This is a genomic window from Exiguobacterium sp. s26 (assembly GCF_018618235.1).
Classification (GTDB): Bacteria; Bacillota; Bacilli; order Exiguobacteriales; family Exiguobacteriaceae; genus Exiguobacterium; species Exiguobacterium chiriqhucha.
In genome coordinates, this window is the sequence record NZ_JACSLS010000012.1 from 27898 (window position 1) to 53631 (window position 25734).

The following is a 25734-nucleotide window of genomic DNA, read 5'->3' on the forward strand; positions in this document are numbered from 1 at the left end:
TAATCATATCGTGTGCCAGCACACGAAAAACACATGCGGAAGGAGAATACCCAGTATGGCAAGAGAATTCTCCCTAAAGAATACTCGTAACATCGGGATCATGGCTCACATCGATGCCGGTAAGACGACAACAACTGAACGTATTCTTTATTACACAGGTCGTATCCACAAGATTGGTGAAACTCATGAAGGAGCTTCACAAATGGACTGGATGGAGCAGGAGCAAGAGCGTGGAATCACGATCACTTCTGCAGCGACAACTGCACAGTGGAATGGCCACCGTGTAAACATCATCGATACACCTGGACACGTAGACTTCACAGTTGAAGTTGAACGTTCACTCCGTGTACTTGATGGCGCTGTTGCGGTACTTGACGCTCAGTCAGGTGTTGAACCACAAACAGAAACTGTATGGCGTCAAGCGACGACTTACGGTGTTCCACGTGTCGTATTCGTCAACAAGATGGATAAAATCGGTGCGGACTTCTTGTACTCGGTGAAAACACTTCACGAACGTTTACACGCAAACGCACATCCAATCCAACTTCCAATCGGTGCGGAAGATGAATTCAAAGGAATCATCGACCTCGTTGAGAAGAAGACATACATGTACACGAACGACCTCGGTACTGACATCGAAGTAACGGATGGCTACCCAGCTGACATGGCTGACGAAGCTGAAGAACTTCGCGGTCAATTGATCGAAGCGGTTGCTGACTACAACGAAGAGTTGATGATGAAATACCTCGAAGGCGAAGAGATCTCAATCGAAGAACTCAAAGCTGGTATCCGTCAAGCAACACTCAGCGTAGAATTCTACCCTGTACTCGTTGGTTCTGCCTTCAAAAACAAAGGTGTTCAATTGATGTTGGACGCTGTTGTTGATTACCTCCCATCACCAGTTGATGTTGAGTCAATCAAAGGTGTTAACCTCGACACAGAAGAAGAAATCACGCGTGAGCCTTCTGACGAAGCTCCGTTCTCGGCACTTGCGTTCAAAGTCATGACGGATCCTTACGTCGGTAAATTGACGTTCTTCCGCGTGTACTCTGGTACAGCACAAGCTGGTTCGTATGTGAAGAACTCGACTAAAGGTAAGCGTGAGCGCCTCGGTCGTATCCTTCAAATGCACGCGAACAGCCGTGAAGAAATCCCAATGGTATTCGCTGGTGACATCGCCGCAGCCGTTGGTCTTAAAGATACTACGACTGGTGATACGCTTTGCTCAGAGAAAGACAACGTCGTTCTCGAGTCAATGACATTCCCAGAACCGGTTATCTCGGTCGCTATCGAGCCTAAATCGAAAGCTGACCAAGACAAGATGGGTCAAGCCCTCGCGAAACTCGCAGAAGAGGATCCAACTTTCCGCACTGAAACAAACCAAGAGACTGGTCAAACGATCATCTCTGGTATGGGTGAGCTTCACCTTGATATCCTCGTTGACCGTATGCGTCGCGAATTCAAAGTAGAAGCTAACGTTGGTGCACCACAAGTTGCTTACCGTGAGACAATCCGTGGCGCTGCGAAGATCGATTCGAAATTCGTACGTCAATCAGGTGGACGCGGTCAGTACGGTCACGTTGTCGTAGAATTCGAGCCGAACGAAGAAGGCGCTGGATTCGCATTCGAGAACAAGATCGTCGGTGGTGTTGTACCACGTGAATACGTCCCAGCTGTTCAGAACGGGATTGAAGAAGCTCTCGAAAACGGTATCCTCGCTGGTTACCCAGTAGTTGACGTTAAAGCTGCCCTCGTCTTCGGATCGTACCACGATGTCGACTCGAACGAGATGGCGTTTAAAGTTGCTGCTTCGATGGCGGTTAAACAACTTAAGGAACAAGCGAAAGCTGTAATCCTTGAGCCAATGATGCGTGTCGAAGTTGTTATCCCAGAAGAATACTTGGGAGACATCATGGGTGACGTCACGTCACGCCGTGGACGCGTAGAAGGTATGGAAGCACGCGGTAACGCTCAAGTCGTTAAAGCAATGGTTCCACTTTCAGAAATGTTTGGATATGCGACATCGCTTCGTTCACGTACGCAAGGACGCGGAACGTACTCGATGCACTTCGATCACTACGAAGAAGTACCGAAGTCAATCGCAGAAGAAATCATCAAAAAAGCGAACGGCTAATAACGGTTGTAACGCTTAATTGATTGTTGTAAGCTAAGGAGGACGTATGTTAAAAGTAGCCTACGTCTTCCTAGTTAAATAAAAAACTAATTGTCTAATAGAGGAGGAATCTAGAATGGGTAAAGAAAAATTCGACCGTTCTAAACCGCACGTTAACGTTGGTACAATCGGCCACGTCGACCACGGTAAAACAACTTTGACTGCAGCGATCTCAGCTGTACTTTCAAAAGCACAAGGTAAAACAGCTACAAAGTTTGACGCAATCGATGGTGCTCCTGAAGAGCGTGAGCGCGGTATCACAATCGCAACAGCTCACATCGAGTACGAAACTGACAAACGCCACTATGCACACGTTGACTGCCCAGGTCACGCTGACTATGTTAAAAACATGATCACTGGTGCTGCACAAATGGACGGCGCGATCCTCGTTGTTTCGGCAACTGATGGCCCAATGCCACAAACACGTGAGCACATCCTTCTTTCACGTCAAGTAGGTGTTCCTTTCATCGTCGTATTCATGAACAAAGTTGACATGGTTGACGACGAAGAACTCCTTGAGCTCGTTGAAATGGAAATCCGTGAACTTCTTTCTGAGTACGACTTCCCAGGCGACGACCTCCCTGTAATCAAAGGTTCTGCACTTGGCGCGCTTAACGGCGAACCACAGTGGGAAGAAAAAATCATGGAACTCATGAACGCAGTTGATGAGTACATCCCTGAGCCAGTTCGTGACACGGACAAAGAATTCATGATGCCAGTTGAGGACGTATTCTCAATCACTGGTCGCGGTACTGTAGCGACTGGTCGTGTTGAGCGTGGTGTTCTCCGCGTCAACGACGAAGTTGAAATCGTTGGTCTTACAGAAGAAACTAAGAAAACTGTATGTACTGGTGTAGAGATGTTCCGTAAGCTTCTCGACTACGCTGAAGCTGGCGACAACATCGGTGCTCTTCTCCGTGGTGTATCACGTGAAGACATCGAGCGTGGACAAGTACTTGCTAAGCCAGGTTCAATCACGCCGCACTCAAAGTTCAAAGCTTCAATCTACGTTCTTTCTAAAGAAGAGGGTGGCCGTCACACGCCATTCTTCGCGAACTACCGTCCGCAGTTCTACTTCCGTACAACTGACGTAACAGGTATCGTTCACCTTCCAGAAGGTACTGAAATGGTAATGCCAGGAGACAACATCGAGTTGACGATCGAATTGATTTCTACAATCGCGATCGAAGACGGAACACGTTTCTCAATCCGTGAGGGTGGCCGTACAGTAGGCGCTGGTTCAGTAACTGAAATCATCGAGTAATCGATTGATACACTGACCTTTCAAGCAGTCCGCATTTTGCGGGCTGCTTTTTTGTTTTATGGCGAGACGTGGTAAGATGGGACATATGTTGCAGGAAGGGGTGACGAGGATGGAAAAACAAGTCGAGACGTTATGCCGCTTAAATGGGATTGCGTGTCGGTTCGGTGGGTCGACGTTATTGAAGCATCATGGACTCATCGAAACGACGAATGACTTGGATGTATTCGTGGAGCCGGATCAATTCGAACGATTGGATCAAGTGTTGAGCCGAGTCGGCGAGAAAGTCGAAACGAAACCGCATGCCGACTACATGCCGACTTATTTTAGTGAATATGTGTTTGAAGGGGGCGACATCGATGTGATGGCCAGTTTCCGGATGAAGTGTACCGATGGGATTTATACGCATCCTTACATTGAACCGGTCGGCAGCTGGATGCGGCTCGAAGAGTGGGTCGTGCTGTATACGGTCATCGGTCGGGAAGATCGGCTTAATCGACTGGCGGATTATTTTGAGACGCATGAGCTCAATGAAGGGATCGTCCATGCATGTCTCAAACGAGCCCCCGCCTCTGTCATTGAAGCCGTCACCGAACGCTTCGGAACCTATATGAAACGCTAGGTCGAGTTGGCACGGCGGTTCTCGAAAGAAATAGTTCAACAAAAGAAGGAAAATAGCTTGCAAATGGGTTCGAATCTTGTTACATTAGTGAACGTTGAACAACTCATCAGACATCCGGCACAATTAAAAAATCAAATCTTGCATTTCATATGTAGATTCGATATAATGATTAAGTGTTTGTGCGAGTGGTGAGAGACTTTACAGCAGAAATCGGGTCCAATCGTTGATTTGCAATGATCGGATACCTCTGCTGACACAAGCACGCTGCGATGAAGCGGGAGGTTATGACACGCCAGGCAGCTTTGCCATGGCCGGTGTGGAAATTTCCGCGGAGAACTGTCTATTTTTAAAAATAGGCGACAAAGGAGGGAAACTTACATGGCAAATGAAAAAATCCGTATTCGTTTAAAAGCATACGACCATCGCGTACTCGATCAATCAGCTGAGAAAATCGTTGATACTGCGAAGCGTTCAGGTGCAAAGGTTTCGGGACCAATCCCGCTTCCAACTGACAAATCGATCTACACGATCCTTCGTGCCGTTCACAAGTACAAAGATGCTCGTGAACAGTTCGAAATGCGTACACACAAACGCTTGATCGACATCGTTAACCCAACACCAAAAACGGTTGATGCGCTTATGCGTCTCGAATTACCATCAGGTGTTGACATCGAAATCAAACTTTAATTCTTCATATAGTAGATACTAGCCAGAAGAGACAATAATTATTAAACAGGAGGTGTATCTCATGGCTAAAGGAATCTTAGGAACAAAACTCGGTATGACTCAAATCTTCAACGAAGCAGGCGAAGTCGTACCAGTAACAGTAGTTGCTGTCGAAGGAAACGTCGTTCTTCAACTTAAAACAGTTGAAACAGACGGTTACGAGGCACTTCAACTCGGTTTCGGAGACATCAAAGAATCACGTCAAAACAAACCAGCAAAAGGTCACGCTGCGAAAGCAAGTGCGACACCTAAGCGCTTCATCAAAGAGATTCGTACTTCAGTAGAAGGATACGAAATCGGTCAAGAGATCAAGGCGGACATTTTCGCTGCAGGTGAATTAGTAGACGTAACAGGTACATCGAAAGGTAAAGGATTCCAAGGTGCGATCAAGCGTCACGGACAATCACGTGGACCAATGGCTCACGGTTCGCGCTACCACCGTCGTCCTGGTTCGATGGGTCCTGTAGCTCCTAACCGCGTATTTAAAGGGAAGCTTCTTCCTGGTCAAATGGGTGGCGAGCGTAAAACGATTCAAAACCTTGAAGTTGTCAAAGTTGACGTGGAACGCGGCCTTGTACTCGTTAAAGGCGCAATCCCAGGCGCTCGCAAGTCGAACGTCATCATCAAAACAGCGGTAAAGGGTAACTAATTAACTGCACGGAAAGGAGGAATTACGAATGCCTAAAGTAGCTTTGCTTAACCAAACAGGTTCACAAGTTGGCGAAATCGAATTGGCAGAAGCCATCTTCGGTATCGAGCCAAATGACTCAGTACTTTATGACGCGATCGTTATGCAACAAGCATCACGCCGTCAAGGTACTCACGATACGAAAGGTCGCTCGGAAGTACGCGGTGGCGGCCGTAAACCATGGAAACAAAAGGGAACTGGTCGTGCGCGCCAAGGTTCTATCCGCTCACCACAATGGGTTGGTGGTGGTACAGTCTTCGGTCCAACACCACGTTCATACTCTTACAAGCTTCCTAAAAAAGTTCGTCGTCTTGCACTTCTCTCGGCTTTGTCGTCAAAAGTGAAAAACAACGAAATGATCGTCCTCGAAGGCCTTGCTTTCGATGCACCAAAAACAAAAGATATGGTCGCTGTACTTCTTGGCCTATCAGTAGAACGTAAGGCTCTCGTAGTCACAGCGGACTACAATGAGACTATCGCTCTCGCAGCTCGTAACATCCCAGGAGTGACTGTGATCGAAGCAGCCGGCGTTAACGTTCTTGACCTCGTTGCTAACGACAAAGTCATCTTCACTAAAGATGCGGTTGCGAAGGTAGAGGAGGTGCTTGCATAATGGCTCAAGCATACGATATCATCAAACGTCCTATCATCACTGAGCGTTCTGTTAGCCTCATGGAAGCTAACAAATACGTTTTCGAGATCGACGTTAAAGCGACTAAATCACAAGTGAAGCACGCTATCGAAACAATCTTCAACGTGAAAGTTGCTTCGGTAAACACAATGAACATGAAACCGAAAGCGAAACGTGTCGGTCGTCACTCTGGTTACACATCGCGTCGTAAAAAAGCGATCGTAACTCTTGCTGAAGGCAACACAATCGACTTCCTCGGTTAATTTACTACCTTAGAAGAAAAGGAGGGAATCCTCGATGGCAATTAAAAAGTTTAAGCCGACCACTAACGGTCGCCGTAACATGACATCTCTCGACTTTGCAGAGATCACAACGAATCGCCCTGAAAAATCGTTAACTGAAAAGCTTTCGAAAAAAGGCGGTCGTAACAACCAAGGTCGTTTGACAGTACGTCACCAAGGTGGCGGACACAAACGTAAATACCGTATCATCGATTTCAAACGTAACAAAGATGGCATCGTCGGACGCGTTGCTACGATCGAATACGATCCAAACCGTTCAGCAAACATCGCCCTCATCAACTATGCAGATGGTGAGAAACGTTACATCCTCGCTCCTAAGGGCATCAAAGTAGGCATGGAAATCATGGCTGGCCCAGAAGCGGATATCAAAGTGGGGAACGCTCTTCCACTTATGAACATCCCTGTCGGTACTACTATCCACAACATCGAGCTTAAGCCTGGTAAGGGCGGTCAGCTTGTTCGTGCGGCTGGTGCATCGGCACAAATCCAAGGACGTGACGGCAAGTACGTTATCGTTCGTCTTCAATCAGGTGAATCACGCTTGTTCCTCGGCACTTGCCGCGCGACAGTCGGTTCAGTTGGTAACGAAGAACACGAACTCGTAAACATCGGTAAAGCAGGACGTTCACGTTGGTTAGGCAAACGCCCAACAGTACGTGGTTCTGTAATGAACCCGGTTGATCACCCACACGGTGGTGGTGAAGGTCGTGCGCCAATCGGTCGTTCGGGCCCACTTACTCCTTGGGGTAAACCAGCTCTTGGTCTTAAAACACGTAAGAAAAACAAATCGAGCGACATGTACATCCTTCGTCGCCGTAAGAAATAATTACTACATGATTCTCGGGCGGTTCGAAAGGGCCGTTCCCGAATCATTCCAAAGGGAGGTTCTATCATGGGTCGCAGCTTGAAAAAAGGTCCATTCGCAGATCACCATTTGCTCGCTAAAGTTGACAAACTTAACGAATCTGGTGAGAAGCAAGTCATCAAAACTTGGTCACGTCGCTCGACAATCTTCCCAGAATTCATGGGTCACACGTTCGGTGTACACGATGGTCGTAAACACGTACCAGTATTCGTGACAGAAGACATGGTCGGTCACAAACTTGGTGAATTCGCTCCAACACGTACGTACAAAGGTCACGGATCAGACAAGAAAACGAAACGGTAATTTGAGGGGAGGTCAAATCCATGCAAGCTAAAGCATCAGCTAATATGGTCCGTCTTGCTCCTCGCAAAGCACGTCTCGTTGTAGACTTAATTCGCGGGAAACAAGTCGGCGAAGCGCTCTCTGTCCTTGCTCACACGAACAAGGCAGCGTCGCCAATCGTTGAAAAAGTATTGAAGTCAGCGATTGCAAACGCAGAGCACAACTACGATATGAATATTGAGAACCTTGTAGTGTCGGAAATCTTCGTCAACGAAGGTCCAACACTCAAACGCTTCCGCCCACGTGCGATGGGTCGCGCAAGCCGCATTAACAAACGCACAAGCCACATCCACATCGTGGTAACTGAGAAATAAGGAGGGATATGTAGTGGGTCAAAAGGTAAATCCGCACGGTCTTCGCGTTGGTATTATCAAAGACTGGGATTCGCGTTGGTACGCTGAGAAAGACTACGCAGATCTCCTTCATGAAGACTTCGTTATTCGTGAATACATCGAAAACAAAATGAAGGATGCTAGTGTTTCTAAAGTAGAAATCGAACGCGCTGCAAATCGCGTAAACATTTCACTTCACACTGCGAAACCAGGTATGGTTATCGGTAAAGGTGGTTCGGAAATCGAATCACTCCGTAAAAACATCATCAAGCTTGCTGAAGGCAAACGTGTTCACATCAACGTTGTTGAAGTGAAAAACGCGGACGCTGTCGCTAAACTTGTTGCTGAAAACATCGCTCGTCAATTGGAAGGCCGTGTGTCATTCCGTCGTGCAATGAAACAATCAATCCAACGTTCGATGCGCACTGGCATCAAAGGGATCAAAACAGAAGTTTCTGGTCGTCTTGGTGGCGCTGATATCGCTCGTTCAGAGAAGTACTCGGAAGGAACAGTTCCACTTCACACGCTCCGTGCCGACATCGACTACGGAACAGCTGAAGCTGACACAACTTATGGTAAAATCGGAATTAAAGTCTGGTTGTACCATGGTGAAGTTCTTCCAACAAAAAACAACACAGCTAAAAACGCTGAATAATAAACACTCTTTCAGGAAGGAGGCAACACACTATGTTGTTACCTAAACGCGTGAAATATCGTCGTGTACACCGTGGTAAAATGCGCGGAAATGCAAAACGCGGCACAACAGTTCATTTCGGTGAATTCGGTCTCCAATCGCTCGAAGCGAGCTGGATCACAAACCGTCAAATCGAATCAGCACGTATCGCAATGACACGTTATATGAAACGTGGTGGTAAAGTGTGGATCAAGATCTTCCCACACAAGCCATACACGAAAAAGCCTCTCGAAGTCCGAATGGGTTCGGGTAAAGGTGCTCCAGAAGGCTGGGTAGCTGTAGTTAAGCCTGGCAAAGTTATGTTTGAAATCGCGGGTGTATCTGAGGAAGTAGCACGTGAGGCGCTTCGTCTTGCTGCACACAAACTTCCAGTTAAATGTAAGTTCGTGAAACGTGAAGAAAATGGTGGTGATACGAATGAAAGCAACTGATCTCCGTCAATCAACAACTGAAGAGCTCAACGGTAAAGTAGGCGAGTGGAAAGAAGAACTCTTTAACCTTCGTTTCCAATTGGCTACAGGTCAGCTTGAGAATCCTGCTCGTATCCGTGAAGTACGCAAGTCGATTGCGCGTGCTAAAACGATTCTTCGTGAACGCGAACTCGGCATCAACAACGGCTAATCTAATCGGATTCTTTAAGAGGAGGTAACACTCATGGAACGCAATAAGCGTAAAGTACTCACTGGACGCGTCGTGTCTGACAAAATGGACAAAACGATCGTCGTTGCAGTTGAAACAAAAGTACGTCATAAGCTTTATGGCAAACGTGTAAACTACACGAAGAAATTTAAAGCACACGATGAGAACAATGTCGCTAAAATCGGCGATGTGGTACGCATCGCGGAAACACGTCCGCTTTCTAAAGACAAACGTTTCCGTCTCGTAACAGTAGTAGAAGAGTCAGTAATCATCTAATAACAGTTCGGATCTATAAACATCCGGAGGGAGGTACACTCGCATGATTCAACAAGAATCTCGCTTGAAAGTAGCAGACAACTCTGGCGCGCGTGAACTGTTGACAATTAAAGTCCTCGGTGGTTCAGGTCGTAAGACTGCCAACATCGGTGACATTATCGTCGCAACGGTAAAACAAGCAACACCAGGTGGCGTTGTTAAAAAAGGTGACGTTGTCAGAGCAGTTGTCGTTCGTACAAAACGCGGCGCTCGTCGTAAAGATGGTTCGTACATCCGTTTCGATGAGAACGCAGCAGTCATCATCAAAGATGACAAGAGCCCACGCGGCACTCGGATCTTCGGGCCAGTTGCACGTGAACTTCGTGAAAAAGAATTCATGAAGATCGTTTCGTTGGCACCGGAAGTACTTTAATTTCCAATTTCAATCCTATAAGGAGGTGCGCAAAACGATGCATGTTAAAAAAGGCGATACAGTCCAGGTAATGTCTGGTAAAGATAAAGGCAAGCAAGGGGTTATCCTCAAAGCTATGCCAAGCAAGAACCGCGTAGTCGTAGAAGGTATCAACGTGATTAAAAAACACTCGAAACCATCACAAGCGAATCCACAAGGCGGTATCCTTGAAATCGAAGCACCAATTCACGTCTCGAACGTCATGCCACTCGACCCTAAAACGGGCAAACCAACTCGCGTTGGTTTCAAAGTAGTCGATGGTAAAAAAGTTCGTGTCGCGAAATCGGGCGAAGTACTCGATAAATAAGAAGAACGTGACGAAAGGAGGTCCATTCGACTATGAACCGTTTGCAAGAGAAGTATAAAAGCGACATCGTGAAAGCGATGATGGATAAATTCAACTATGACTCAGTTATGCAAGTCCCACAGGTCGACAAGATCGTCATCAACATGGGTGTAGGTGACGCTGTTTCGAACTCGAAGGCTCTTGACATGGCAGTGGAAGAATTATCAATTCTTTCTGGTCAAAAACCACTCGTAACGAAGGCTAAGAAATCAATCGCTGGTTTCAAACTTCGTGAAGGCATGCCAATCGGTGCGAAGGTTACTCTTCGTGGCGAGCGTATGTACGATTTCCTCGACAAATTGGTAACTGTTTCACTTCCACGTGTACGCGACTTCCGCGGTGTATCGAAGAAAGCATTCGACGGACGCGGTAACTACACGCTTGGTGTGAAAGAGCAACTTATTTTCCCTGAAATCGATTACGATAAAGTAACAAAAGTACGCGGTATGGATATCGTTGTTGTTACAACAGCGAACACAGACGAAGAAGCTCGTGAATTGCTCACACTTCTCGGAATGCCATTCCAAAAATAATCTAAAGGGAGGTCGACAACATGGCTAAAAAGTCAATGGTGAATCGCGAACAAAAACGCGAGAAACTCGTTGCCCAGTACGCTGAGAAACGTGCACAATTGAAAGCTGAAGGCGACTACATCGGACTCAGCAAATTGCCACGTAACTCTTCACCTGTGCGTCTTCATAACCGTTGCCGCATCACAGGTCGTCCACATGGTTACATGGGTAAATTCGGGATCAGCCGTATCAAGTTCCGTGATCTTGCATACAAAGGTCAAATCCCTGGTGTTAAAAAAGCAAGTTGGTAATCCACTAACAGTGTGAAAGGAGGTACATCGCATGGTAATGACAGACCCAATTGCAGATATGCTTACACGTATCCGTAACGCTAACATGGTTCGCCATGAAAAATTAGAGCTTCCAGCTTCTAATATCAAACGTGAGGTTGCAGAGATCCTCAAGCGTGAAGGTTTCATTCGCGATGTTGAATATATCGAGGACGCTAAGCAAGGTACACTTCGTTTGTTCCTTAAGTACGGAGCAAGCAACGAACGTGTTATCACTGGTCTCAAACGCATTTCGAAACCAGGTCTTCGTGTATACGCAAAAGCAGATGAAGTACCAAAAGTACTCGGAGGACTCGGTATCGCAGTTCTTTCGACATCAAAAGGTCTTATGACTGATAAAGAAGCTCGCCAACAACAAGTCGGCGGCGAAGTGCTCGCCTACATCTGGTAAGTCACTTTTCTAACAAGAACGGAGGTGTAATCAATGTCACGTATTGGTAAAAAACCAGTTACGATTCCAGCTGGCGTTACTGTATCGGTTGCAGAAGACAACACGGTCACAGTAAAAGGTGCTAAAGGTGAACTTTCGCTTTCAGCTAACCCAGCCTTGGAAATCAAAGTTGAAGAAAACGAATTGACTGTTGTTCGTCCGGATGACTCGAAAGAGAACCGTACGATCCACGGTACGACACGTGCCCTTATCGCCAACATGGTGGAAGGTGTGTCTAACGGATTCCAGAAAACACTTGAGATCTCAGGGGTTGGTTACCGTGCAGCTAAGCAAGGTAACAAACTCGTCCTCAGCCTCGGTTACTCGCACCCAATCGAGTACGTTGCTGAAGAAGGTATCGAGATTGAAGTTCCTTCAAACACGCAAATCATCGTTAAAGGGATTAACAAAGAGCGCGTCGGTCACGTTGCAGCTCAAATCCGCTCGTACCGTGCTCCAGAACCTTACAAAGGTAAAGGTGTTCGTTACTCTGATGAACGTATTCGCCGTAAAGAAGGTAAGACTGGTAAGTAATTCGTCACGAAATGAACGGAAAGGAGTGGCATAAATGATCACAAAAGCAGACAAAAATGCAGTTCGTAAGAAACGTCATGCTCGTGTACGTCGTACGATCACGGGGACAGCAGCTCGTCCACGTTTGAACGTATTCCGCTCGAGCAAGCACATCTACGTTCAACTCATCGATGATGCAGCACAAACAACGCTTGTGTCAGCATCTTCGAAAGATAAAGCTCTCGATCTTACAAACGGCGGCAACGTTGAAGCAGCGAAAGCTGTTGGTAAACTTGCAGCTGAACGTGCACTCGAGAAAGGTATCGACACTGTTGTGTTCGACCGTGGTGGATACCTCTATCATGGCCGCGTCAAAGCTGTTGCTGAAGCAGCTCGTGAAGCAGGTCTTAAATTCTAACAAAAAGGAGGGGACACTCGATGCGCCAGTTAGACGTTAACATGGAACAACTTGAAGAACGCGTTGTTACCGTAAACCGCGTCGCGAAAGTCGTGAAAGGTGGCCGTCGCTTCCGTTTCGCCGCTCTCGTCGTCGTAGGTGACAAGAATGGTCACGTCGGTTTCGGTACAGGTAAGGCACAAGAGGTGCCAGAAGCGATCCGCAAGGCTATTGAAGCCGCTAAGAAAAACATGGTTCAAGTACCGATGGTTGGTACAACAATTCCACACGAAATCACAGGAGTATTCGGAGCAGGTCGTGTATTCATGAAACCAGCTTCTGAAGGTACTGGGGTTATCGCAGGTGGACCGGTTCGTGCAGTGCTCGAACTTGCAGGTGTAGGTGACATCCTTTCGAAATCGCTTGGATCTAACACACCAATCAACATCGTCCGTGCGACGGTTAAAGGCTTGACAGAGCTTAAAAAAGCAGAGGAAGTTGCTAAACTACGCGGTAAAAGCGTAGAAGAACTTCTTAAATAAGGGAGGGAATTAGACATGGCGAAACTCGCAATCACCCTCACACGCAGCACTATTGGTCGTCCTGAGGATCAGCGTGTAACAGTACGTACACTCGGTCTTCGTAAAATGCATCAGACTGTCGTTGTCCCTGACAACGTAGCGATGCGTGGTATGATCAAAAAGGTGTCGCACCTTGTGACTGTAAACGAAATCAACGAATAATAAAGATCTTACTAAATAAGGAGGTGCCACTATGAAACTCCATGAATTGAAGCCAACTCCAGGTTCGCGTCACGAACGCAACCGTGTCGGTCGCGGTATGGCGACTGGTAACGGTAAAACTTCTGGCCGTGGACATAAAGGTCAAAAAGCTCGTTCGGGCGGTGGCGTTCGTCCAGGATTTGAAGGTGGGCAAAACCCACTTTACCGTCGTCTTCCAAAACGCGGTTTCAACAACCCTACTCGTAAAGAGTATGCAGTTGTTTCCCTAGACACGCTTAACCGTTTCGAAGCAGGTACTGAAGTTACTCCAGAACTCTTAATCGAGACTGGTGTTGTCAGCTCTGCTAAAGACGGAATCAAAGTACTTGCTAACGGCAAGCTTGAAACAAAATTGACTGTAAAAGCCAACAAATTCTCGGGTGCAGCGAAAGAAGCGATCGAAGCAGCTGGCGGTTCAGTTGAGGTGATCTGATGTTTCAGACGATCTCCAATATGTGGCGCGTGAAAGATATTCGACAGCGTATTCTCTTCACACTCGCAATCATCATCATTTTCCGCATCGGGGCCCATATCCCGGTGCCGATGGTGAATACGGATGTGTTGCGTTTTGACTCAGGAGGTCTACTCGACTTCTTGAACTTGTTTGGAGGAAATGCTTTACAGAACTTCTCCCTGTTCGCAATGGGGATCATGCCGTATATTACGGCATCGATCGTTGTGCAGCTCTTACAAATGGACGTCGTTCCGAAGTTTGCCGAATGGGCAAAACAAGGCGAGTCTGGACGTAAAAAGCTAGCGACGGTCACGCGCTATGGGACGATCATCTTAGGGTTTATTCAAGCGACTTCATTGTCGTTTGGATTTAACCGCCTCTATCCAGGTCTCGTCAATGAGACGTGGGGCACGGCAACCTATTTCGTGATCGCGATCGTACTGACTGCCGGTACGGCGTTCTTGATGTTCCTTGGTGAGATGACGACGGAGAAAGGTGTTGGGAATGGTATTTCCATCATTATCTTCGCCGGTATCGTCGCTGGGTTCCCAAGAATCTTCACGCAGATTTATGAGACGAAGCTCCAAAATGCTGGAGATGCGTTATTCATTAACATCGTTTACTTGGTTGTACTATTGCTCGTTATCCTTGCGGTGACTATGGGGATCATTTATGTTCAACAGGCCGCTCGCAAAATTCCGATTCAATACGCAAAACGCACGGCGAACCGTACCCCTGTGGGCGGACAGTCGACGCACTTGCCAATCAAACTAAACGCTGCCGGTGTCATCCCGGTTATCTTCGCGATTTCCTTCATGGTGACACCACCAACTGTTGCAAGCTTCATTGCTTCTCCGGAAACGACGCAGAAGTTGCAGACCTACTTCGATACGACAGCTCCAATCGGAATGTCAATCTACGTAGCGCTCATCATCGCATTCGCTTACTTCTATACATTCATTCAGGTCAATCCTGAACAGATGGCAGAAAACCTGCAGAAGCAAGGTGGCTATATTCCTGGGATTCGTCCTGGGGCGCAAACAGAACAGTACATCACGAAGTTGCTCTATCGTTTGACATTCTTCGGAGCGATTTTCCTATCGCTCGTTGCGATCATGCCGACAATCTTCATTAAGCTTGCCGGTCTCCCAACTTCGGTGCAAATCGGAGGAACGAGCTTGTTGATCGTGATCGGGGTAGCCCTCGAAACGATGAAACAAATCGAAAGTCAACTTGTAAAACGACACTACAAAGGCTTTATCCGTTAAAGCGGAAGGAAGGGTACACCCTTCCTTCCTGTCGTGTTTACGACGTGTTGTGAAAATCAAAACTGGAGGCTAACTGAGATGAATCTAGTACTCATGGGCTTACCGGGTGCAGGGAAAGGGACTCAAGCGGCTAAAATCGTCGAAGAGTACCAAATCCCACACATTTCGACAGGCGACATGTTTCGTGCGGCAATCAAAGGCGGAACGCCACTCGGCAAAGAAGCAAAATCGTTCATGGATAAAGGCGAACTCGTACCGGATGAGGTAACAATCGGAATCGTACGTGAGCGTTTGAGTCAAGATGATACGAAAAACGGCTTCCTACTCGATGGATTCCCGCGTACTGTTGCTCAAGCAGAGGCACTCGAAAGTTTGCTTAAAGATTTGGGAAAACAGATTGACCATGTCGTGAATATCGATGTGGATGCGGAAATTCTCGTCCCGCGTTTGACAGGTCGTTGGATCTGCCCAACGTGCGGTGCGACATATCATGTGATCTTCAACCCACCTAACGTGGAAGGCATCTGTGATGTGGATGGGTCGGCTCTCATGCAACGTGAAGACGATAAAGAGGAAACGGTCCGCCGTCGCCTTGACGTCAACATCGAGCAATCGAAACCACTCATTGACTTTTACGCTGAAAAAGGGTATCTTCGTACATTGGATGGAGATCGTCCAATCGATGTCGTATACGCCGATGTCAAAGCGTTACTCGGTGGTACTGAATGATCATCACGAAGACGCCTCGTGAAATAGCGATTATGCGTGAGGCTGGGCAAATTGTTGCTCGAACACACCAGGTGCTCAAAGAGCACATCAAACCAGGTATTACGACGCTTGAGCTCGACCGGATCGCGGAAGAATACATTCGCAGCCAAGGTGCGACACCGTCGTTCAAAGGCTACAACGGGTTTACCGGTAGCGTTTGTGCTTCAGTGAACGAAGAGCTTGTTCATGGGATTCCCGGAAAGCGGGTATTGAACGATGGAGATATCATCTCAATCGACATCGGTGCCTACTATAACGGATACCATGGAGATTCCGCTTGGACGTATCCAGTGGGAACAATCTCAGCAGAGACGCAGCAGTTACTTGACGTAACTGAAGAAAGTCTGTATAAAGGATTGGAGCACGCTAAGGCTGGGCAGCGTCTGACAGACATTTCGCATGCGATTCAAGCGTATGTGGAATCTCATGATTTCTCTGTCGTCCGCGAATACGTCGGTCATGGTGTCGGACAAAATTTGCATGAAGAACCGCAAATTCCGCACTATGGTCCACCGGGGAAAGGGCCGCGCCTGAAGACTGGAATGACGTTAGCCATTGAACCAATGGTCAATGCTGGTCAACGCTATGTTCGAACACTGGCTGACAACTGGACAGTTGTGACAGTGGACGGTAGCATGTGCGCCCACTTTGAGCACACCATCGCCATCACAGACGATGGATACGAGATTTTAACGAAACTCGATTCCGGTGAATGAGGCTCTATTGCTTCGTGCTGATCCGTAACGGATCCTTCTCTCACAGTACAATGCGATAGATCGTCTGTGCTCCTAAATATCTTCATATAGAAAGGGGAATAAATGATGGCGAAACAAGATGTCATTGAAGTGGAAGGCACTGTTGTCGAACCACTTCCAAACGCAATGTTTAAAGTGGAGTTAGAAAACGGCCACACGGTGCTCGCGCACGTCTCAGGGAAAATTCGGATGCACTATATTCGAATCCTTCCAGGTGACCGCGTAACTGTCGAGTTGTCTCCGTACGACTTGACTCGCGGGCGGATTACGTACCGTTACAAGTAACTCCGATTTTTCCAGGAGGAGGGTATAATCATGAAAGTAAGACCGTCGGTAAAACCGATCTGCGAAAAATGTAAAGTTATTCGTCGTAAGGGTAAAGTAATGGTAATTTGCGAAAACCCGAAACACAAACAAAAACAAGGTTAATCTAAGAGGAGGTGCACACATGGCACGTATTGCTGGTGTAGATATTCCACGCGAAAAACGTATCGTTATTTCGCTCACATACATCTTTGGTATTGGTAAAACAAGAGCACAAGAAATTTTGAAGACTGCAAACGTATCTGAAGATTCACGCACACGTGATTTGACAGAAGACGAAATCAACCGTATCCGTGAAGCAATTGACGGAATCAAAGTTGAAGGTGACCTTCGTCGCGAAGTTTCACTCAACATTAAACGTTTGATCGAGATCGGCGCTTATCGCGGTGTTCGTCACCGTCGTAGTCTCCCTGTTCGCGGACAAAACACGAAGAACAACTCGCGTACTCGTAAAGGCCCACGCCGTACAGTAGCGAACAAGAAGAAGTAAAGGAGGGAATTGAACAATGGCGAAACGTAAGCAAAATGTACGTTCAAAACGTAAAGTCAAAAAACATGTTGAAGTCGGTGTGGTACACATCCGTTCTACTTTCAACAACACAATCATTACAATCACTGACACGCAAGGTAACGCGATCTCATGGGCTACTTCTGGTAACCTTGGATTTAAAGGATCACGTAAATCGACTCCGTTCGCAGCACAATTGGCTGCTGAAACTGCAGCGAAAGTTGCAATGGACAACGGTATGCGTACAGTAGAAGTTAACGTTAAAGGTCCTGGTGCTGGACGTGAAGCGGCTATCCGTGCCCTCCAAGCTACTGGTCTTGAAGTAACTGCAATCCGTGACGTAACACCAGTTCCGCACAACGGTTGCCGCCCTCCAAAACGTCGCCGCGTATAATCGCTTGTGCGTGTGAAGGGCTTACCTAGCACAAACAGCATATACAATGCAGCTCGCGCTGCATGGCAGGATACACTCAAGGAGGGGTTCAGATGATCGAGATTGAAAAACCAAAGATCGAAACGGTCGAAATCAGCGAGGATGCTACGTTTGGTAAATTCGTGGTGGAACCGCTTGAACGTGGATATGGCACTACTCTCGGCAACTCACTACGTCGAATTCTTTTGTCATCGCTCCCTGGTGCAGCGGTAACAGCGGTTCAAATCGATGGCGTACTTCATGAGTTCTCTACGATTGACGGAGTCGTCGAAGACGTCACGCAAATCGTACTTAACCTCAAGAAGTTAGCACTCAAAGTGTACTCGGACGAAGAGAAAACGCTTGAGATTAACGTTTCAAGTGCCGGTGCTGTCACTGCGGCAGACATTACCCATGATAGCGACGTTGAAATCTTGAATCCTGAGCTCCACATCGCGACTCTCGCTGACAACGCGACGCTTCGCATGCGTTTGACTGCTCGCCGTGGTCGTGGTTACGTCCAGGCAGAAGATAACAAACGTGATGATATGCCGATTGGCGTAATTCCAATCGATTCGATCTACACACCGATTCAACGCGTGAACTACGAAGTAGATAAAACACGTGTCGGTCAAGATGCTAGCTTCGATAAGCTTCTATTAGACGTGTGGACAGATGGTTCAATCCGTCCGGAAGAAGCGGTATCGCTCGGGGCGAAAATTTTGACAGAACACTTGAACATCTTTGTTGGCTTGACTGACGAAGCTCTCAATGCAGAAATTATGGTCGAGAAAGAAGAAGACCAAAAAGAAAAAGTACTCGAAATGACGATTGAAGAACTCGATCTCTCAGTTCGTTCGTACAACTGCTTGAAGCGCGCTGGCATCAACACGGTTCAAGAACTCGCAAACAAATCAGAGGAAGAGATGATGAAAGTTCGTAACCTCGGACGTAAATCACTCGAAGAAGTTCAACTCAAGTTGGACGAACTCGGTTTGGGCTTGCGTAAAGAAGACTAAGTTCAAACGAAGGAGGGAAATGTAATGGCTTATTCGAAACTCGGCCGTACAAGCTCGCAACGTAAGGCACTTTTACGTGATCTTGCAACTGACCTTATTATCAACGAGCGCATTCAAACAACTGAACAAAAAGCGAAAGAACTTCGCCCAGTCGTTGAAAAATTGATCACTCTTGGGAAACGTGGCGATCTTCATGCCCGTCGTCAAGTAGCTTCATTCGTTCGCAAAGAGAACGCTGGAGAAAAAGACGCAATCCAAAAATTGTTCGAAGACGTGGCACCACGCTACGCTGAACGTCAAGGTGGATACACACGCATCATGAAAGTCGGCCCACGCCGCGGTGACGGTGCGGAAGTCGTAATCATCGAACTCGTCTAATTCATTAGGCAGTCAACAGGGCATGCGGTGACGTATTGCCCTGTTTCCACATCGGAAAGGAGTCGGCAGATGGAATCTCAAATTATGGTACGCGATATCGTGTTTCGTTACCCGGGACAGACCGAGCCAGCCCTCAATGGGTTGTCACTCGACGTATACAAAGGGGAATGGCTCGCAATCGTTGGCCATAACGGTTCTGGCAAGTCGACTTTGACGAAGTTGTGGAATGGGCTTTTGCTTCCTCAAGAAGGAGAAGTCCGGGTTGAGACACTCGATCCAACGGACGCCACAGACGTGTGGGACGTTCGGAAACGGATCGGTGTCGTCTTCCAAAATCCTGACAACCAGTTTGTCGGGGCGACCGTGCGCGATGATGTGGCATTCTCTCTCGAAAACATGGGACTTCCACGTCAAGAAATGGTTCGTCGAATTGATGACAGTCTAGCGCGCGTTGGATTATCGGAACTAGCGGACCGTGAACCGCATCAGTTATCCGGTGGACAAAAGCAGCGTGTTGCGATTGCTTCGGCTCTCGCAATGCGCCCGCATGTCCTCGTGCTCGATGAAGCTACCTCGATGCTCGACCCGATTGGGCGCAAAGAGGTGATTGAAACGGTGCAACAGCTCGTCTCAGAAGGGATGACCGTTGTCGCCATTACCCACGAGCTCGACGAAGTGTTGTTTGCCGACCGTATCATTGCGTTGTCGAAAGGCAAGATCGCGATGACCGGCACACCCGAAGACGTGTTTCAAAATCCGGAGGCGTTACGAGCCATTCAGCTCGACGTACCGTTTATTGTCCGGATGCAACTCGAACTGAAGGAACGGGGCATACCACTCGATCGTCTGATGCTACAACATTCGGAGTTGGTGAACCATCTATGCCGATTAGCATTGAAGAAGTGACTTACCAATATCAATTGAATACTCCGTTTGAACGAACCGCGCTGCGCGATGTGAATGTGATGATTCCGTCGGGGGCGCTTGTTGCGTTTCTTGGCCACACCGGCTCTGGAAAATCAACGCTCGTTCAACATATGAACGGCCTGTTGCGGCCGACAAAAGGTCGTGTCGTCGTCGATGATATCGAAGTCCGTGCGATCACGAAGCGTCGCGATAAAAAGCAAAGCTTACTCCCGCTTCGGCGCCGCGTTGGGCTCGTCTTTCAATATCCGGAACATCAATTATTTGAAGAGACGGTCGAACGCGACGTCATGTTCGGTCCACGTAACTTCGGGGCGTCTGAAGACGAAGCGAAAGAACGGGCTCATGTCGCCTTACGCCTTGTCGGGCTCGATGAAGCGCTTTGGAGCCGTTCGCCGTTCGATCTCTCCGGCGGACAGATGCGCCGTGTCGCCATCGCCGGAGTACTCGCGAGCCGTCCGGACGTTCTCGTCGTGGATGAACCGACGGCAGGGCTCGATCCGCTCGGCCGTCGCGAGATGCTGGCGTTATTCAAACGATTAAAACAAGAACTCGATTTGACACTCATCCTCGTCTCGCACGATATGGATGACGTGTTGGCTTATGCGGAACGTGTCGTCGTCATGGAACGCGGACAGGTCGCCTTTGACGGAGATCCATTCAATTTATTCAAAGACGAGGCGCTCGTCGAGGCGCTCCAGCTCGAGATTCCACACGTGCTCCGTTTCGCTAATGAACTCGCCCCTGTGTTTGGGGTCGCCACACCGTCTCTCCGAACAGAGACTGAATTGGCGGACTGGATTGCGCTCGAGCTAGGAAGGGGGGGAGCGACTTGATTATCGGACAGTACATTCCCGGACACTCGTGGCTCCACACACTCGACGCGCGAGCCAAGACGTTGTTTATCCTCGCCTTCATTCCCATCGTCTTTTTGGCGGATAACTTGTGGACGAACGTATTCTTGCTGGCCTTCACGTTGTTCGCCGTGCGATTGTCTCAACTGTCGTGGCGGTATTTATGGAACGGACTGAAGATGATTCTATTCCTGATCCTATTTACGCTGTTGTTGCAGTTGTTCTTTAATCGCGAGGGAACCGAGTTGATTTCATTCGGACCGTTCGCAATTTATTCGGAAGGTGTCCGCATGGGCTTAATCGTCTCGCTCCGTTTCTTCTATCTCGTCATGTTGACGACGCTCGTGACGCTGACGACGACGCCGATGGAACTGACCGACTCGATTGAGGCCGGGCTCCGTCCGTTAGAGCGGTTCCGGGTACCAGCCCATGAAATCGCCCTCATGTTGTCCATCTCGCTCCGGTTCTTGCCGACGTTGGCCGACGAGACGGATCGGATCATGAAGGCCCAACAGGCAAGAGGGGTCGATTTGAAGAGCGGTCCAATCATGGATCGCCTCAAGGCGGTCGTCCCGCTCATGATCCCTTTATTCGTATCTGCGTTTAAACGTGCTGAGGACCTCGCTACGGCGATGGAAGCTCGAGGGTACCGTGGGGGTGAAGGGCGGACGCGGTTGCGTGAGATGACGTGGCATCGTCGTGATACGGCGTTACTCCTCATCTTTGTCATCGTGACACTCATTCTAATCGGATTGCGAGGGATTGGATGAAACGAATCAAACTGACGGTAGCGTATGACGGGACGCACTATGCAGGCTATCAGGTACAACCGAACGGAAACACGATTCAAGCTGAAGTAGAAGCCGTCTTGGCGCGGATGCATAGCCGAGCCGTGAAAGTCGTGGCCTCGGGCCGTACGGATGCTCGGGTCCACGCGAGAGGGCAAATCTTGCACTTTGATACGCACCTCTCGATGCCGGTCGACCGGTTCGTCAAAGCGTTGAATGCGATGTTACCGGATGATATCCTCGTCCAAGCGGCTGAAGAAGTCGATGCTTCGTTTCACGCACGGTACGGGGCGAAACGGAAAGAGTATCGCTATTTCTTCCGAGGCGACGCCGATCCGTTCCGACGCCACCATGCCGTGACGGTCACGTATACGCTCGATCATGAGCGGATGCGCCAGGCGCTTCGTCTATTAGTCGGGACCCACGACTTCACGTCCTTCTCGGTGACGAAGGCGGAAGTGGAGGACCGCGTCAGAACAATTTATGAAGCGGAGCTCGTTGAAGCAGGCGATGAGATGTACTTCCGATTCGTCGGCTCGGGCTTTCTCTATAACCAAGTTCGGATTATGGTTGGTACGTTGCTTGAGGTCGGGCGAGGGAAATATGAACCGGCAGATGTGAGTCGAATGCTCGCTTCTAAAGACCGGCGTAGCGCTGGGATTACAGCCCCACCGCACGGTCTATATTTGTGGAATGTGAATTATGAAAAAGTAGATTGACATTCCCCCTATAAAATCGTATTATATTCATTGGCATTTCATTTTCACATTGAGAGATGAACCACAATCTTAGCCCCGTAAACTAGGATTATGATAAAGCATCAAACAAGCACTAAAAAAATTAAGTAAACAGACATTTTAGGAGGTATTCCACATGCGCACGACATTCATGGCAAAAGCATCTGAAGTAGAACGCAAATGGCTCCTTATCGACGCAGAAGGCAAAACACTTGGTCGTTTGACTAGTGAAGTAGCATCACTTCTTCGCGGTAAGCACAAGCCGACTTTCACACCACACGTTGATTGCGGAGACCACGTCATCATCATCAACGCTGAGAAAATCCACTTGACTGGTAACAAATTGAACGACAAGATTTACTACCGTCATTCAGGTCATCCAGGCGGTTTGAAATCACAAACTGCAAAAGAGCTTCTCGCAAAACGTCCAGAGCGTATGCTTGAACTCGCAATCAAAGGGATGCTTCCAAAAGGATCACTTGGACGTCAATCATTCAACAAACTCCACGTTTACGCTGGAGCTGAGCACAACCACGCAGCACAAAAACCAGAAGTTTACGAACTTCGCGGTTAATCGGGACACAGGGAGGAACTAAACGATGGCAGATGTACGTTACTACGGAACAGGCCGCCGCAAACACTCGGTGGCTCGCGTTCACCTCGTTGCAGGTGACGGCAAAGTTGTTGTAAATGGCCGTGATATTTCAGAATACTTCGGTCATGAGACTTTGATCATGATGGCAAAATCACCACTCGTATTGACTGAAACAGAAGGTAAATACGATGTAATCGTTAACGTTAACGGTGGTGGATTCACAGGACAAGCTGGAGCGATTCGCCACGGCGTATCACGTGCGCTTCTTCAAGCGGACCCAGAATTCCGTCCAAGCCTCAAAGAAAAAGGCTTCTTGACTCGTGACGCTCGCATGAAAGAACGTAAAAAATACGGTCTTAAAGCTGCACGTCGCGCACCACAATTCTCGAAGCGTTAATCTTCGAACAATTTGGTTCAAACTCTCTGTCCATTGGGGCGGAGAGTTTTTTTGTTGCTCATGAAATTGTTGCATTCCGTTCCCTCAAGAAAACGCTTTTTTTGATATACTGTTAGCGAGACAGAAATTAGGGGGAAACCACATGCTTACAGTAGAACAAGTTCGTGAAGAATTGGCGGGGTTGATCGATCCAACAATCAACCGTACGCTTGGAGATACAGCTGGCGTGAAGGATATTCGCATTAAAGAAGATTATGTCAGTGTTAAAGTCGCGCTCGGTCAAACCGGGAGCGGGGAACAGCTTCAACTTCAACAAGAGATTGTCACGTTGCTCAAAGGAAAAGGTTTCAAGACGGTCGGCCTCCGCTTCGAGGCGCTCAATGACGAGAGCTTGAAAGAAGCGACAAAGCCGGCGATTCTTCGTGAGAACGCCGGTACGACGTTCATCGCAATCGCATCAGGGAAAGGCGGCGTCGGGAAATCGACGGTCTCCGTCAACTTAGCCGTCGCGCTCGCGCGGGCCGGGAAAAAAGTCGGATTGATTGATGCGGACATTTATGGCTTTAGTGTGCCGGATATGCTCGGAATCGAAGAACGACCAGTCGTGCGTGGAGAAAAAATCATCCCGGTCGAGCGGTTCGGTGTGAAAGTCATTTCAATGGGCTTCTTTGTCGAAGATAACGCGCCGGTCATCTGGCGTGGACCGATGCTCGGGAAGATGCTCAATAATTTCTTTAACGACGTCGAATGGGGCGACCTAGATTACTTGCTCCTCGATTTACCGCCAGGGACGGGTGATGTCGCGCTCGATATTCATTCGATGCTCCCGGCATGCCAAGAGTTGATTGTCACGACACCGCATGCGACGGCTGCGTTCGTCGCTGCACGGGCTGGGGCGATGGCGATTAAGACGAACCACAAAGTGCTTGGCATCATCGAGAACATGGCGTACTTCGAAAGCAAAGTGACTGGAGAGAAAGAGTATGTCTTCGGTTACGGCGGAGGCGAAAAGTTGTCCGAGGCATTGAAGAGCAAGTTGCTCGCTCAAATTCCGCTCGGTCAGCCGTACGAAAACGAAGAAGACTTTGCCCCATCGGTTTATCGGGACGGGCATCCGTTTGAGAAAACATACGATGGATTGGCACAAGCGGTCATTCAACAGATAGAAGGGTAATGGTTCACAAATGAAGGTACAAGGATTTTTAAGGTTGTTTTGGACGACGCTCGTCTTCGGGACGTTATTTGGGTTTGTGATGAACTTACTGGCCAATCCAGGTTATTTAGTGAGTCAATCTTGGGAAGCGATCGTCACGGCGCTTAGCTACTCGAGCACGTGGACGGGAATTAGCATGATGGGATTCTTTGCTTATTTGATTGTCCACCGGGTTGGATTGGACTTGTTCCGAGGACCAAGGTTATGGAATCGCGTGCAAGTGCTATTGATCGCCTTTGCGTTATTTGATGCGGTATATCTTCGCATGCTCGCGTTCGGCAACGATCATATGTGGCGCTATATCGGTGAAATGGTCGTGTTGGTGATGGTATCTTGGATTATCGCGACGAGTAAGGCGAAGCAGACGAACGCGAGTGCGTTCATCCCGACGCTCTTCTTGATGATCGTCATCACGTTAATCGAATGGATTCCAGCCCTACAGGCGACGGATGAAATCGCCCTCTTGTGGCCGGCGTTAGCGACGCTCGTGTTTGCCAATGCGTATCAAGTCTTGATGCTGCATCGCTTCCAAGCACCTGCTCAGGCAGAGAGCGTCAAACCGTCGACAGCGGGAAAGGCCAAAACGAAGAAACGTGTGTCATCTAAATCATCATGACAGCGTACTAGTACAAGCTCAGACATTCGTCTGGGCTTGTTTGTTTGAAACGTTCTTTCGTTCAGTTACAGAGCGTAAAACAAAAAATAAAGTTTTTTTAGAAAAACAGTTGACGAAAATAGGGGGCGCTGATATATTAATAAACGTCGCTGCTGTTCACACACGAACAACAGAATGCGAATTAAAAAAATAATAAAAAACGGTTGACTTTAAAAGGTCAAATCGCTATTATTAAAAAGTCGCTAACACGACAACATTTGGTCTTTGAAAACTGAACGATGAGGCAAAAAAAGTTTTACAATGTTTGAATGAAGCGCAAGCTTCGTCATTTTTAAAGAGCTATATCAAATTCTTTGGAGAGTTTGATCCTGGCTCAGGACGAACGCTGGCGG

The 25734-nt window shown here is 48.1% G+C and carries 41 protein-coding genes; all 41 read left to right on the top strand.

Annotated features, from left to right (window positions below; genetic code table 11):
* Positions 1 to 55 precede the first annotated feature (55 nt).
* The 41 genes from fusA to KNP82_RS13890 all read left to right on the top strand — a co-directional run bounded on the left by fusA (position 56) and on the right by KNP82_RS13890 (position 25342).
* A complete protein-coding gene (gene fusA / locus KNP82_RS13690) occupies positions 56 to 2134 on the top strand; it encodes an elongation factor G (protein ID WP_029594429.1) in 2079 nt (692 codons plus the stop codon).
* Between the two features lie 115 nt (positions 2135 to 2249).
* Positions 2250 to 3437: an elongation factor Tu gene (gene tuf / locus KNP82_RS13695; protein WP_021066602.1), complete on the top strand. Its 1188-nt coding sequence runs from the start codon at positions 2250 to 2252 to the stop codon at positions 3435 to 3437.
* A 109-nt stretch (positions 3438 to 3546) separates the two neighbouring features.
* A complete protein-coding gene (locus KNP82_RS13700) occupies positions 3547 to 4056 on the top strand; it encodes a hypothetical protein (RefSeq protein ID WP_131472935.1) in 510 nt (169 codons plus the stop codon).
* Between the two features lie 378 nt (positions 4057 to 4434).
* Complete coding sequence (gene rpsJ / locus KNP82_RS13705; protein ID WP_021066604.1) at positions 4435 to 4743, top strand: 30S ribosomal protein S10; 309 nt, start codon at positions 4435 to 4437, stop codon at positions 4741 to 4743.
* A gap of 61 nt (positions 4744 to 4804) precedes the next feature.
* A complete protein-coding gene (rplC, locus tag KNP82_RS13710) occupies positions 4805 to 5431 on the top strand; it encodes a 50S ribosomal protein L3 (protein ID WP_021066605.1) in 627 nt (208 codons plus the stop codon).
* Between the two features lie 28 nt (positions 5432 to 5459).
* Complete coding sequence (gene rplD, locus KNP82_RS13715; RefSeq protein ID WP_021066606.1) at positions 5460 to 6083, top strand: 50S ribosomal protein L4; 624 nt, start codon at positions 5460 to 5462, stop codon at positions 6081 to 6083.
* Positions 6083 to 6364, top strand: coding sequence for a 50S ribosomal protein L23 (gene rplW / locus KNP82_RS13720; RefSeq protein ID WP_021066607.1), 282 nt, complete (start codon positions 6083 to 6085; stop codon positions 6362 to 6364). Before rplD ends, rplW begins: the two co-directional genes overlap by 1 nt.
* 34 nt (positions 6365 to 6398) lie before the next feature.
* Complete coding sequence (gene rplB, locus KNP82_RS13725) at positions 6399 to 7229, top strand: 50S ribosomal protein L2 (protein ID WP_021066608.1); 831 nt, start codon at positions 6399 to 6401, stop codon at positions 7227 to 7229.
* 66 nt (positions 7230 to 7295) lie between these two features.
* Complete coding sequence (gene rpsS, locus KNP82_RS13730) at positions 7296 to 7571, top strand: 30S ribosomal protein S19 (RefSeq protein WP_012727673.1); 276 nt, start codon at positions 7296 to 7298, stop codon at positions 7569 to 7571.
* Between the two features lie 20 nt (positions 7572 to 7591).
* Positions 7592 to 7924 (top strand): 50S ribosomal protein L22, encoded by a 333-nt coding sequence (gene rplV, locus KNP82_RS13735; RefSeq protein ID WP_021066609.1) that lies wholly within the window; start codon positions 7592 to 7594, stop codon positions 7922 to 7924.
* 13 nt (positions 7925 to 7937) lie between these two features.
* On the top strand, positions 7938 to 8597 hold the full coding sequence (gene rpsC, locus KNP82_RS13740) for a 30S ribosomal protein S3 (RefSeq protein WP_021066610.1): 660 nt from the start codon (positions 7938 to 7940) through the stop codon (positions 8595 to 8597).
* 32 nt (positions 8598 to 8629) lie between these two features.
* A complete protein-coding gene (gene rplP / locus KNP82_RS13745) occupies positions 8630 to 9067 on the top strand; it encodes a 50S ribosomal protein L16 (protein ID WP_016508922.1) in 438 nt (145 codons plus the stop codon).
* Positions 9054 to 9257 (top strand): 50S ribosomal protein L29, encoded by a 204-nt coding sequence (gene rpmC / locus KNP82_RS13750; RefSeq protein ID WP_012727669.1) that lies wholly within the window; start codon positions 9054 to 9056, stop codon positions 9255 to 9257. The genes rplP and rpmC overlap by 14 nt, the downstream gene beginning before the upstream one ends.
* A 33-nt stretch (positions 9258 to 9290) precedes the next feature.
* The gene (rpsQ, locus tag KNP82_RS13755; protein WP_021066611.1) at positions 9291 to 9551 is read left to right on the top strand and encodes a 30S ribosomal protein S17; all 261 of its coding nucleotides are present in this window, start codon (positions 9291 to 9293) and stop codon (positions 9549 to 9551) included.
* A 43-nt stretch (positions 9552 to 9594) separates the two neighbouring features.
* Positions 9595 to 9963, top strand: coding sequence for a 50S ribosomal protein L14 (gene rplN, locus KNP82_RS13760; RefSeq protein ID WP_012727667.1), 369 nt, complete (start codon positions 9595 to 9597; stop codon positions 9961 to 9963).
* Positions 9964 to 10000: 37 nt separating this feature from the next.
* The gene (gene rplX, locus KNP82_RS13765; RefSeq protein WP_021066612.1) at positions 10001 to 10309 is read left to right on the top strand and encodes a 50S ribosomal protein L24; all 309 of its coding nucleotides are present in this window, start codon (positions 10001 to 10003) and stop codon (positions 10307 to 10309) included.
* Positions 10310 to 10341: 32 nt separating this feature from the next.
* On the top strand, positions 10342 to 10881 hold the full coding sequence (gene rplE, locus KNP82_RS13770; RefSeq protein WP_016508927.1) for a 50S ribosomal protein L5: 540 nt from the start codon (positions 10342 to 10344) through the stop codon (positions 10879 to 10881).
* Positions 10882 to 10901: 20 nt separating this feature from the next.
* Entirely contained in the window at positions 10902 to 11171 is a 270-nt protein-coding gene (gene rpsN / locus KNP82_RS13775) for a 30S ribosomal protein S14 (RefSeq protein ID WP_021066613.1), read from the top strand.
* Between the two features lie 31 nt (positions 11172 to 11202).
* Positions 11203 to 11601, top strand: coding sequence for a 30S ribosomal protein S8 (gene rpsH / locus KNP82_RS13780; RefSeq protein ID WP_021066614.1), 399 nt, complete (start codon positions 11203 to 11205; stop codon positions 11599 to 11601).
* A 33-nt stretch (positions 11602 to 11634) separates the two neighbouring features.
* Positions 11635 to 12174 (top strand): 50S ribosomal protein L6, encoded by a 540-nt coding sequence (gene rplF, locus KNP82_RS13785; protein ID WP_021066615.1) that lies wholly within the window; start codon positions 11635 to 11637, stop codon positions 12172 to 12174.
* A gap of 34 nt (positions 12175 to 12208) precedes the next feature.
* A complete protein-coding gene (gene rplR / locus KNP82_RS13790) occupies positions 12209 to 12571 on the top strand; it encodes a 50S ribosomal protein L18 (RefSeq protein ID WP_012727661.1) in 363 nt (120 codons plus the stop codon).
* A gap of 20 nt (positions 12572 to 12591) precedes the next feature.
* Positions 12592 to 13092 (top strand): 30S ribosomal protein S5, encoded by a 501-nt coding sequence (gene rpsE / locus KNP82_RS13795; RefSeq protein WP_021066616.1) that lies wholly within the window; start codon positions 12592 to 12594, stop codon positions 13090 to 13092.
* A 15-nt stretch (positions 13093 to 13107) separates the two neighbouring features.
* A complete protein-coding gene (gene rpmD / locus KNP82_RS13800) occupies positions 13108 to 13293 on the top strand; it encodes a 50S ribosomal protein L30 (RefSeq protein WP_021066617.1) in 186 nt (61 codons plus the stop codon).
* A 31-nt stretch (positions 13294 to 13324) separates the two neighbouring features.
* Positions 13325 to 13765, top strand: a complete 441-nt coding sequence (rplO, locus tag KNP82_RS13805; protein ID WP_021066618.1) for a 50S ribosomal protein L15 — start codon at positions 13325 to 13327, stop codon at positions 13763 to 13765.
* Positions 13765 to 15054, top strand: coding sequence for a preprotein translocase subunit SecY (gene secY / locus KNP82_RS13810; protein ID WP_021066619.1), 1290 nt, complete (start codon positions 13765 to 13767; stop codon positions 15052 to 15054). Before rplO ends, secY begins: the two co-directional genes overlap by 1 nt.
* 78 nt (positions 15055 to 15132) lie before the next feature.
* Positions 15133 to 15783: an adenylate kinase gene (locus tag KNP82_RS13815; RefSeq protein WP_214828451.1), complete on the top strand. Its 651-nt coding sequence runs from the start codon at positions 15133 to 15135 to the stop codon at positions 15781 to 15783.
* Positions 15780 to 16538 carry a type I methionyl aminopeptidase gene (gene map / locus KNP82_RS13820; protein WP_021066621.1) on the top strand — a complete coding sequence of 253 codons (759 nt, stop codon included), beginning with the start codon at positions 15780 to 15782 and terminating at the stop codon, positions 16536 to 16538. Before KNP82_RS13815 ends, map begins: the two co-directional genes overlap by 4 nt.
* Before the next feature lie 105 nt (positions 16539 to 16643).
* The gene (infA, locus tag KNP82_RS13825) at positions 16644 to 16862 is read left to right on the top strand and encodes a translation initiation factor IF-1 (RefSeq protein ID WP_021066622.1); all 219 of its coding nucleotides are present in this window, start codon (positions 16644 to 16646) and stop codon (positions 16860 to 16862) included.
* A 30-nt stretch (positions 16863 to 16892) separates the two neighbouring features.
* Positions 16893 to 17006, top strand: coding sequence for a 50S ribosomal protein L36 (gene rpmJ, locus KNP82_RS13830; RefSeq protein WP_003156543.1), 114 nt, complete (start codon positions 16893 to 16895; stop codon positions 17004 to 17006).
* 19 nt (positions 17007 to 17025) lie between these two features.
* Positions 17026 to 17391, top strand: coding sequence for a 30S ribosomal protein S13 (rpsM, locus tag KNP82_RS13835; RefSeq protein WP_021066623.1), 366 nt, complete (start codon positions 17026 to 17028; stop codon positions 17389 to 17391).
* A gap of 16 nt (positions 17392 to 17407) precedes the next feature.
* Positions 17408 to 17803 (top strand): 30S ribosomal protein S11, encoded by a 396-nt coding sequence (gene rpsK, locus KNP82_RS13840; RefSeq protein WP_021066624.1) that lies wholly within the window; start codon positions 17408 to 17410, stop codon positions 17801 to 17803.
* Between the two features lie 92 nt (positions 17804 to 17895).
* Positions 17896 to 18840 (top strand): DNA-directed RNA polymerase subunit alpha, encoded by a 945-nt coding sequence (locus tag KNP82_RS13845; RefSeq protein WP_021066625.1) that lies wholly within the window; start codon positions 17896 to 17898, stop codon positions 18838 to 18840.
* Between the two features lie 24 nt (positions 18841 to 18864).
* Positions 18865 to 19218 carry a 50S ribosomal protein L17 gene (gene rplQ, locus KNP82_RS13850; protein WP_012727650.1) on the top strand — a complete coding sequence of 118 codons (354 nt, stop codon included), beginning with the start codon at positions 18865 to 18867 and terminating at the stop codon, positions 19216 to 19218.
* A gap of 69 nt (positions 19219 to 19287) precedes the next feature.
* Entirely contained in the window at positions 19288 to 20124 is an 837-nt protein-coding gene (locus KNP82_RS13855) for an energy-coupling factor transporter ATPase (protein ID WP_021066626.1), read from the top strand.
* The gene (locus KNP82_RS13860; RefSeq protein WP_021066627.1) at positions 20100 to 20978 is read left to right on the top strand and encodes an energy-coupling factor transporter ATPase; all 879 of its coding nucleotides are present in this window, start codon (positions 20100 to 20102) and stop codon (positions 20976 to 20978) included. The genes KNP82_RS13855 and KNP82_RS13860 overlap by 25 nt, the downstream gene beginning before the upstream one ends.
* Positions 20975 to 21766 (top strand): energy-coupling factor transporter transmembrane component T family protein, encoded by a 792-nt coding sequence (locus KNP82_RS13865; protein ID WP_021066628.1) that lies wholly within the window; start codon positions 20975 to 20977, stop codon positions 21764 to 21766. The genes KNP82_RS13860 and KNP82_RS13865 overlap by 4 nt, the downstream gene beginning before the upstream one ends.
* A complete protein-coding gene (gene truA, locus KNP82_RS13870) occupies positions 21763 to 22503 on the top strand; it encodes a tRNA pseudouridine(38-40) synthase TruA (RefSeq protein WP_021066629.1) in 741 nt (246 codons plus the stop codon). Before KNP82_RS13865 ends, truA begins: the two co-directional genes overlap by 4 nt.
* Before the next feature lie 154 nt (positions 22504 to 22657).
* Positions 22658 to 23095, top strand: coding sequence for a 50S ribosomal protein L13 (gene rplM, locus KNP82_RS13875; RefSeq protein WP_021066630.1), 438 nt, complete (start codon positions 22658 to 22660; stop codon positions 23093 to 23095).
* Positions 23096 to 23120: 25 nt separating this feature from the next.
* Positions 23121 to 23513 (top strand): 30S ribosomal protein S9, encoded by a 393-nt coding sequence (gene rpsI / locus KNP82_RS13880; protein WP_021066631.1) that lies wholly within the window; start codon positions 23121 to 23123, stop codon positions 23511 to 23513.
* 142 nt (positions 23514 to 23655) lie between these two features.
* A complete protein-coding gene (locus KNP82_RS13885) occupies positions 23656 to 24687 on the top strand; it encodes an Mrp/NBP35 family ATP-binding protein (RefSeq protein WP_021066632.1) in 1032 nt (343 codons plus the stop codon).
* Positions 24688 to 24721: 34 nt separating this feature from the next.
* The gene (locus tag KNP82_RS13890) at positions 24722 to 25342 is read left to right on the top strand and encodes a KinB-signaling pathway activation protein (RefSeq protein ID WP_021066633.1); all 621 of its coding nucleotides are present in this window, start codon (positions 24722 to 24724) and stop codon (positions 25340 to 25342) included.
* The last annotated feature ends 392 nt before the right edge of the window (positions 25343 to 25734 follow it).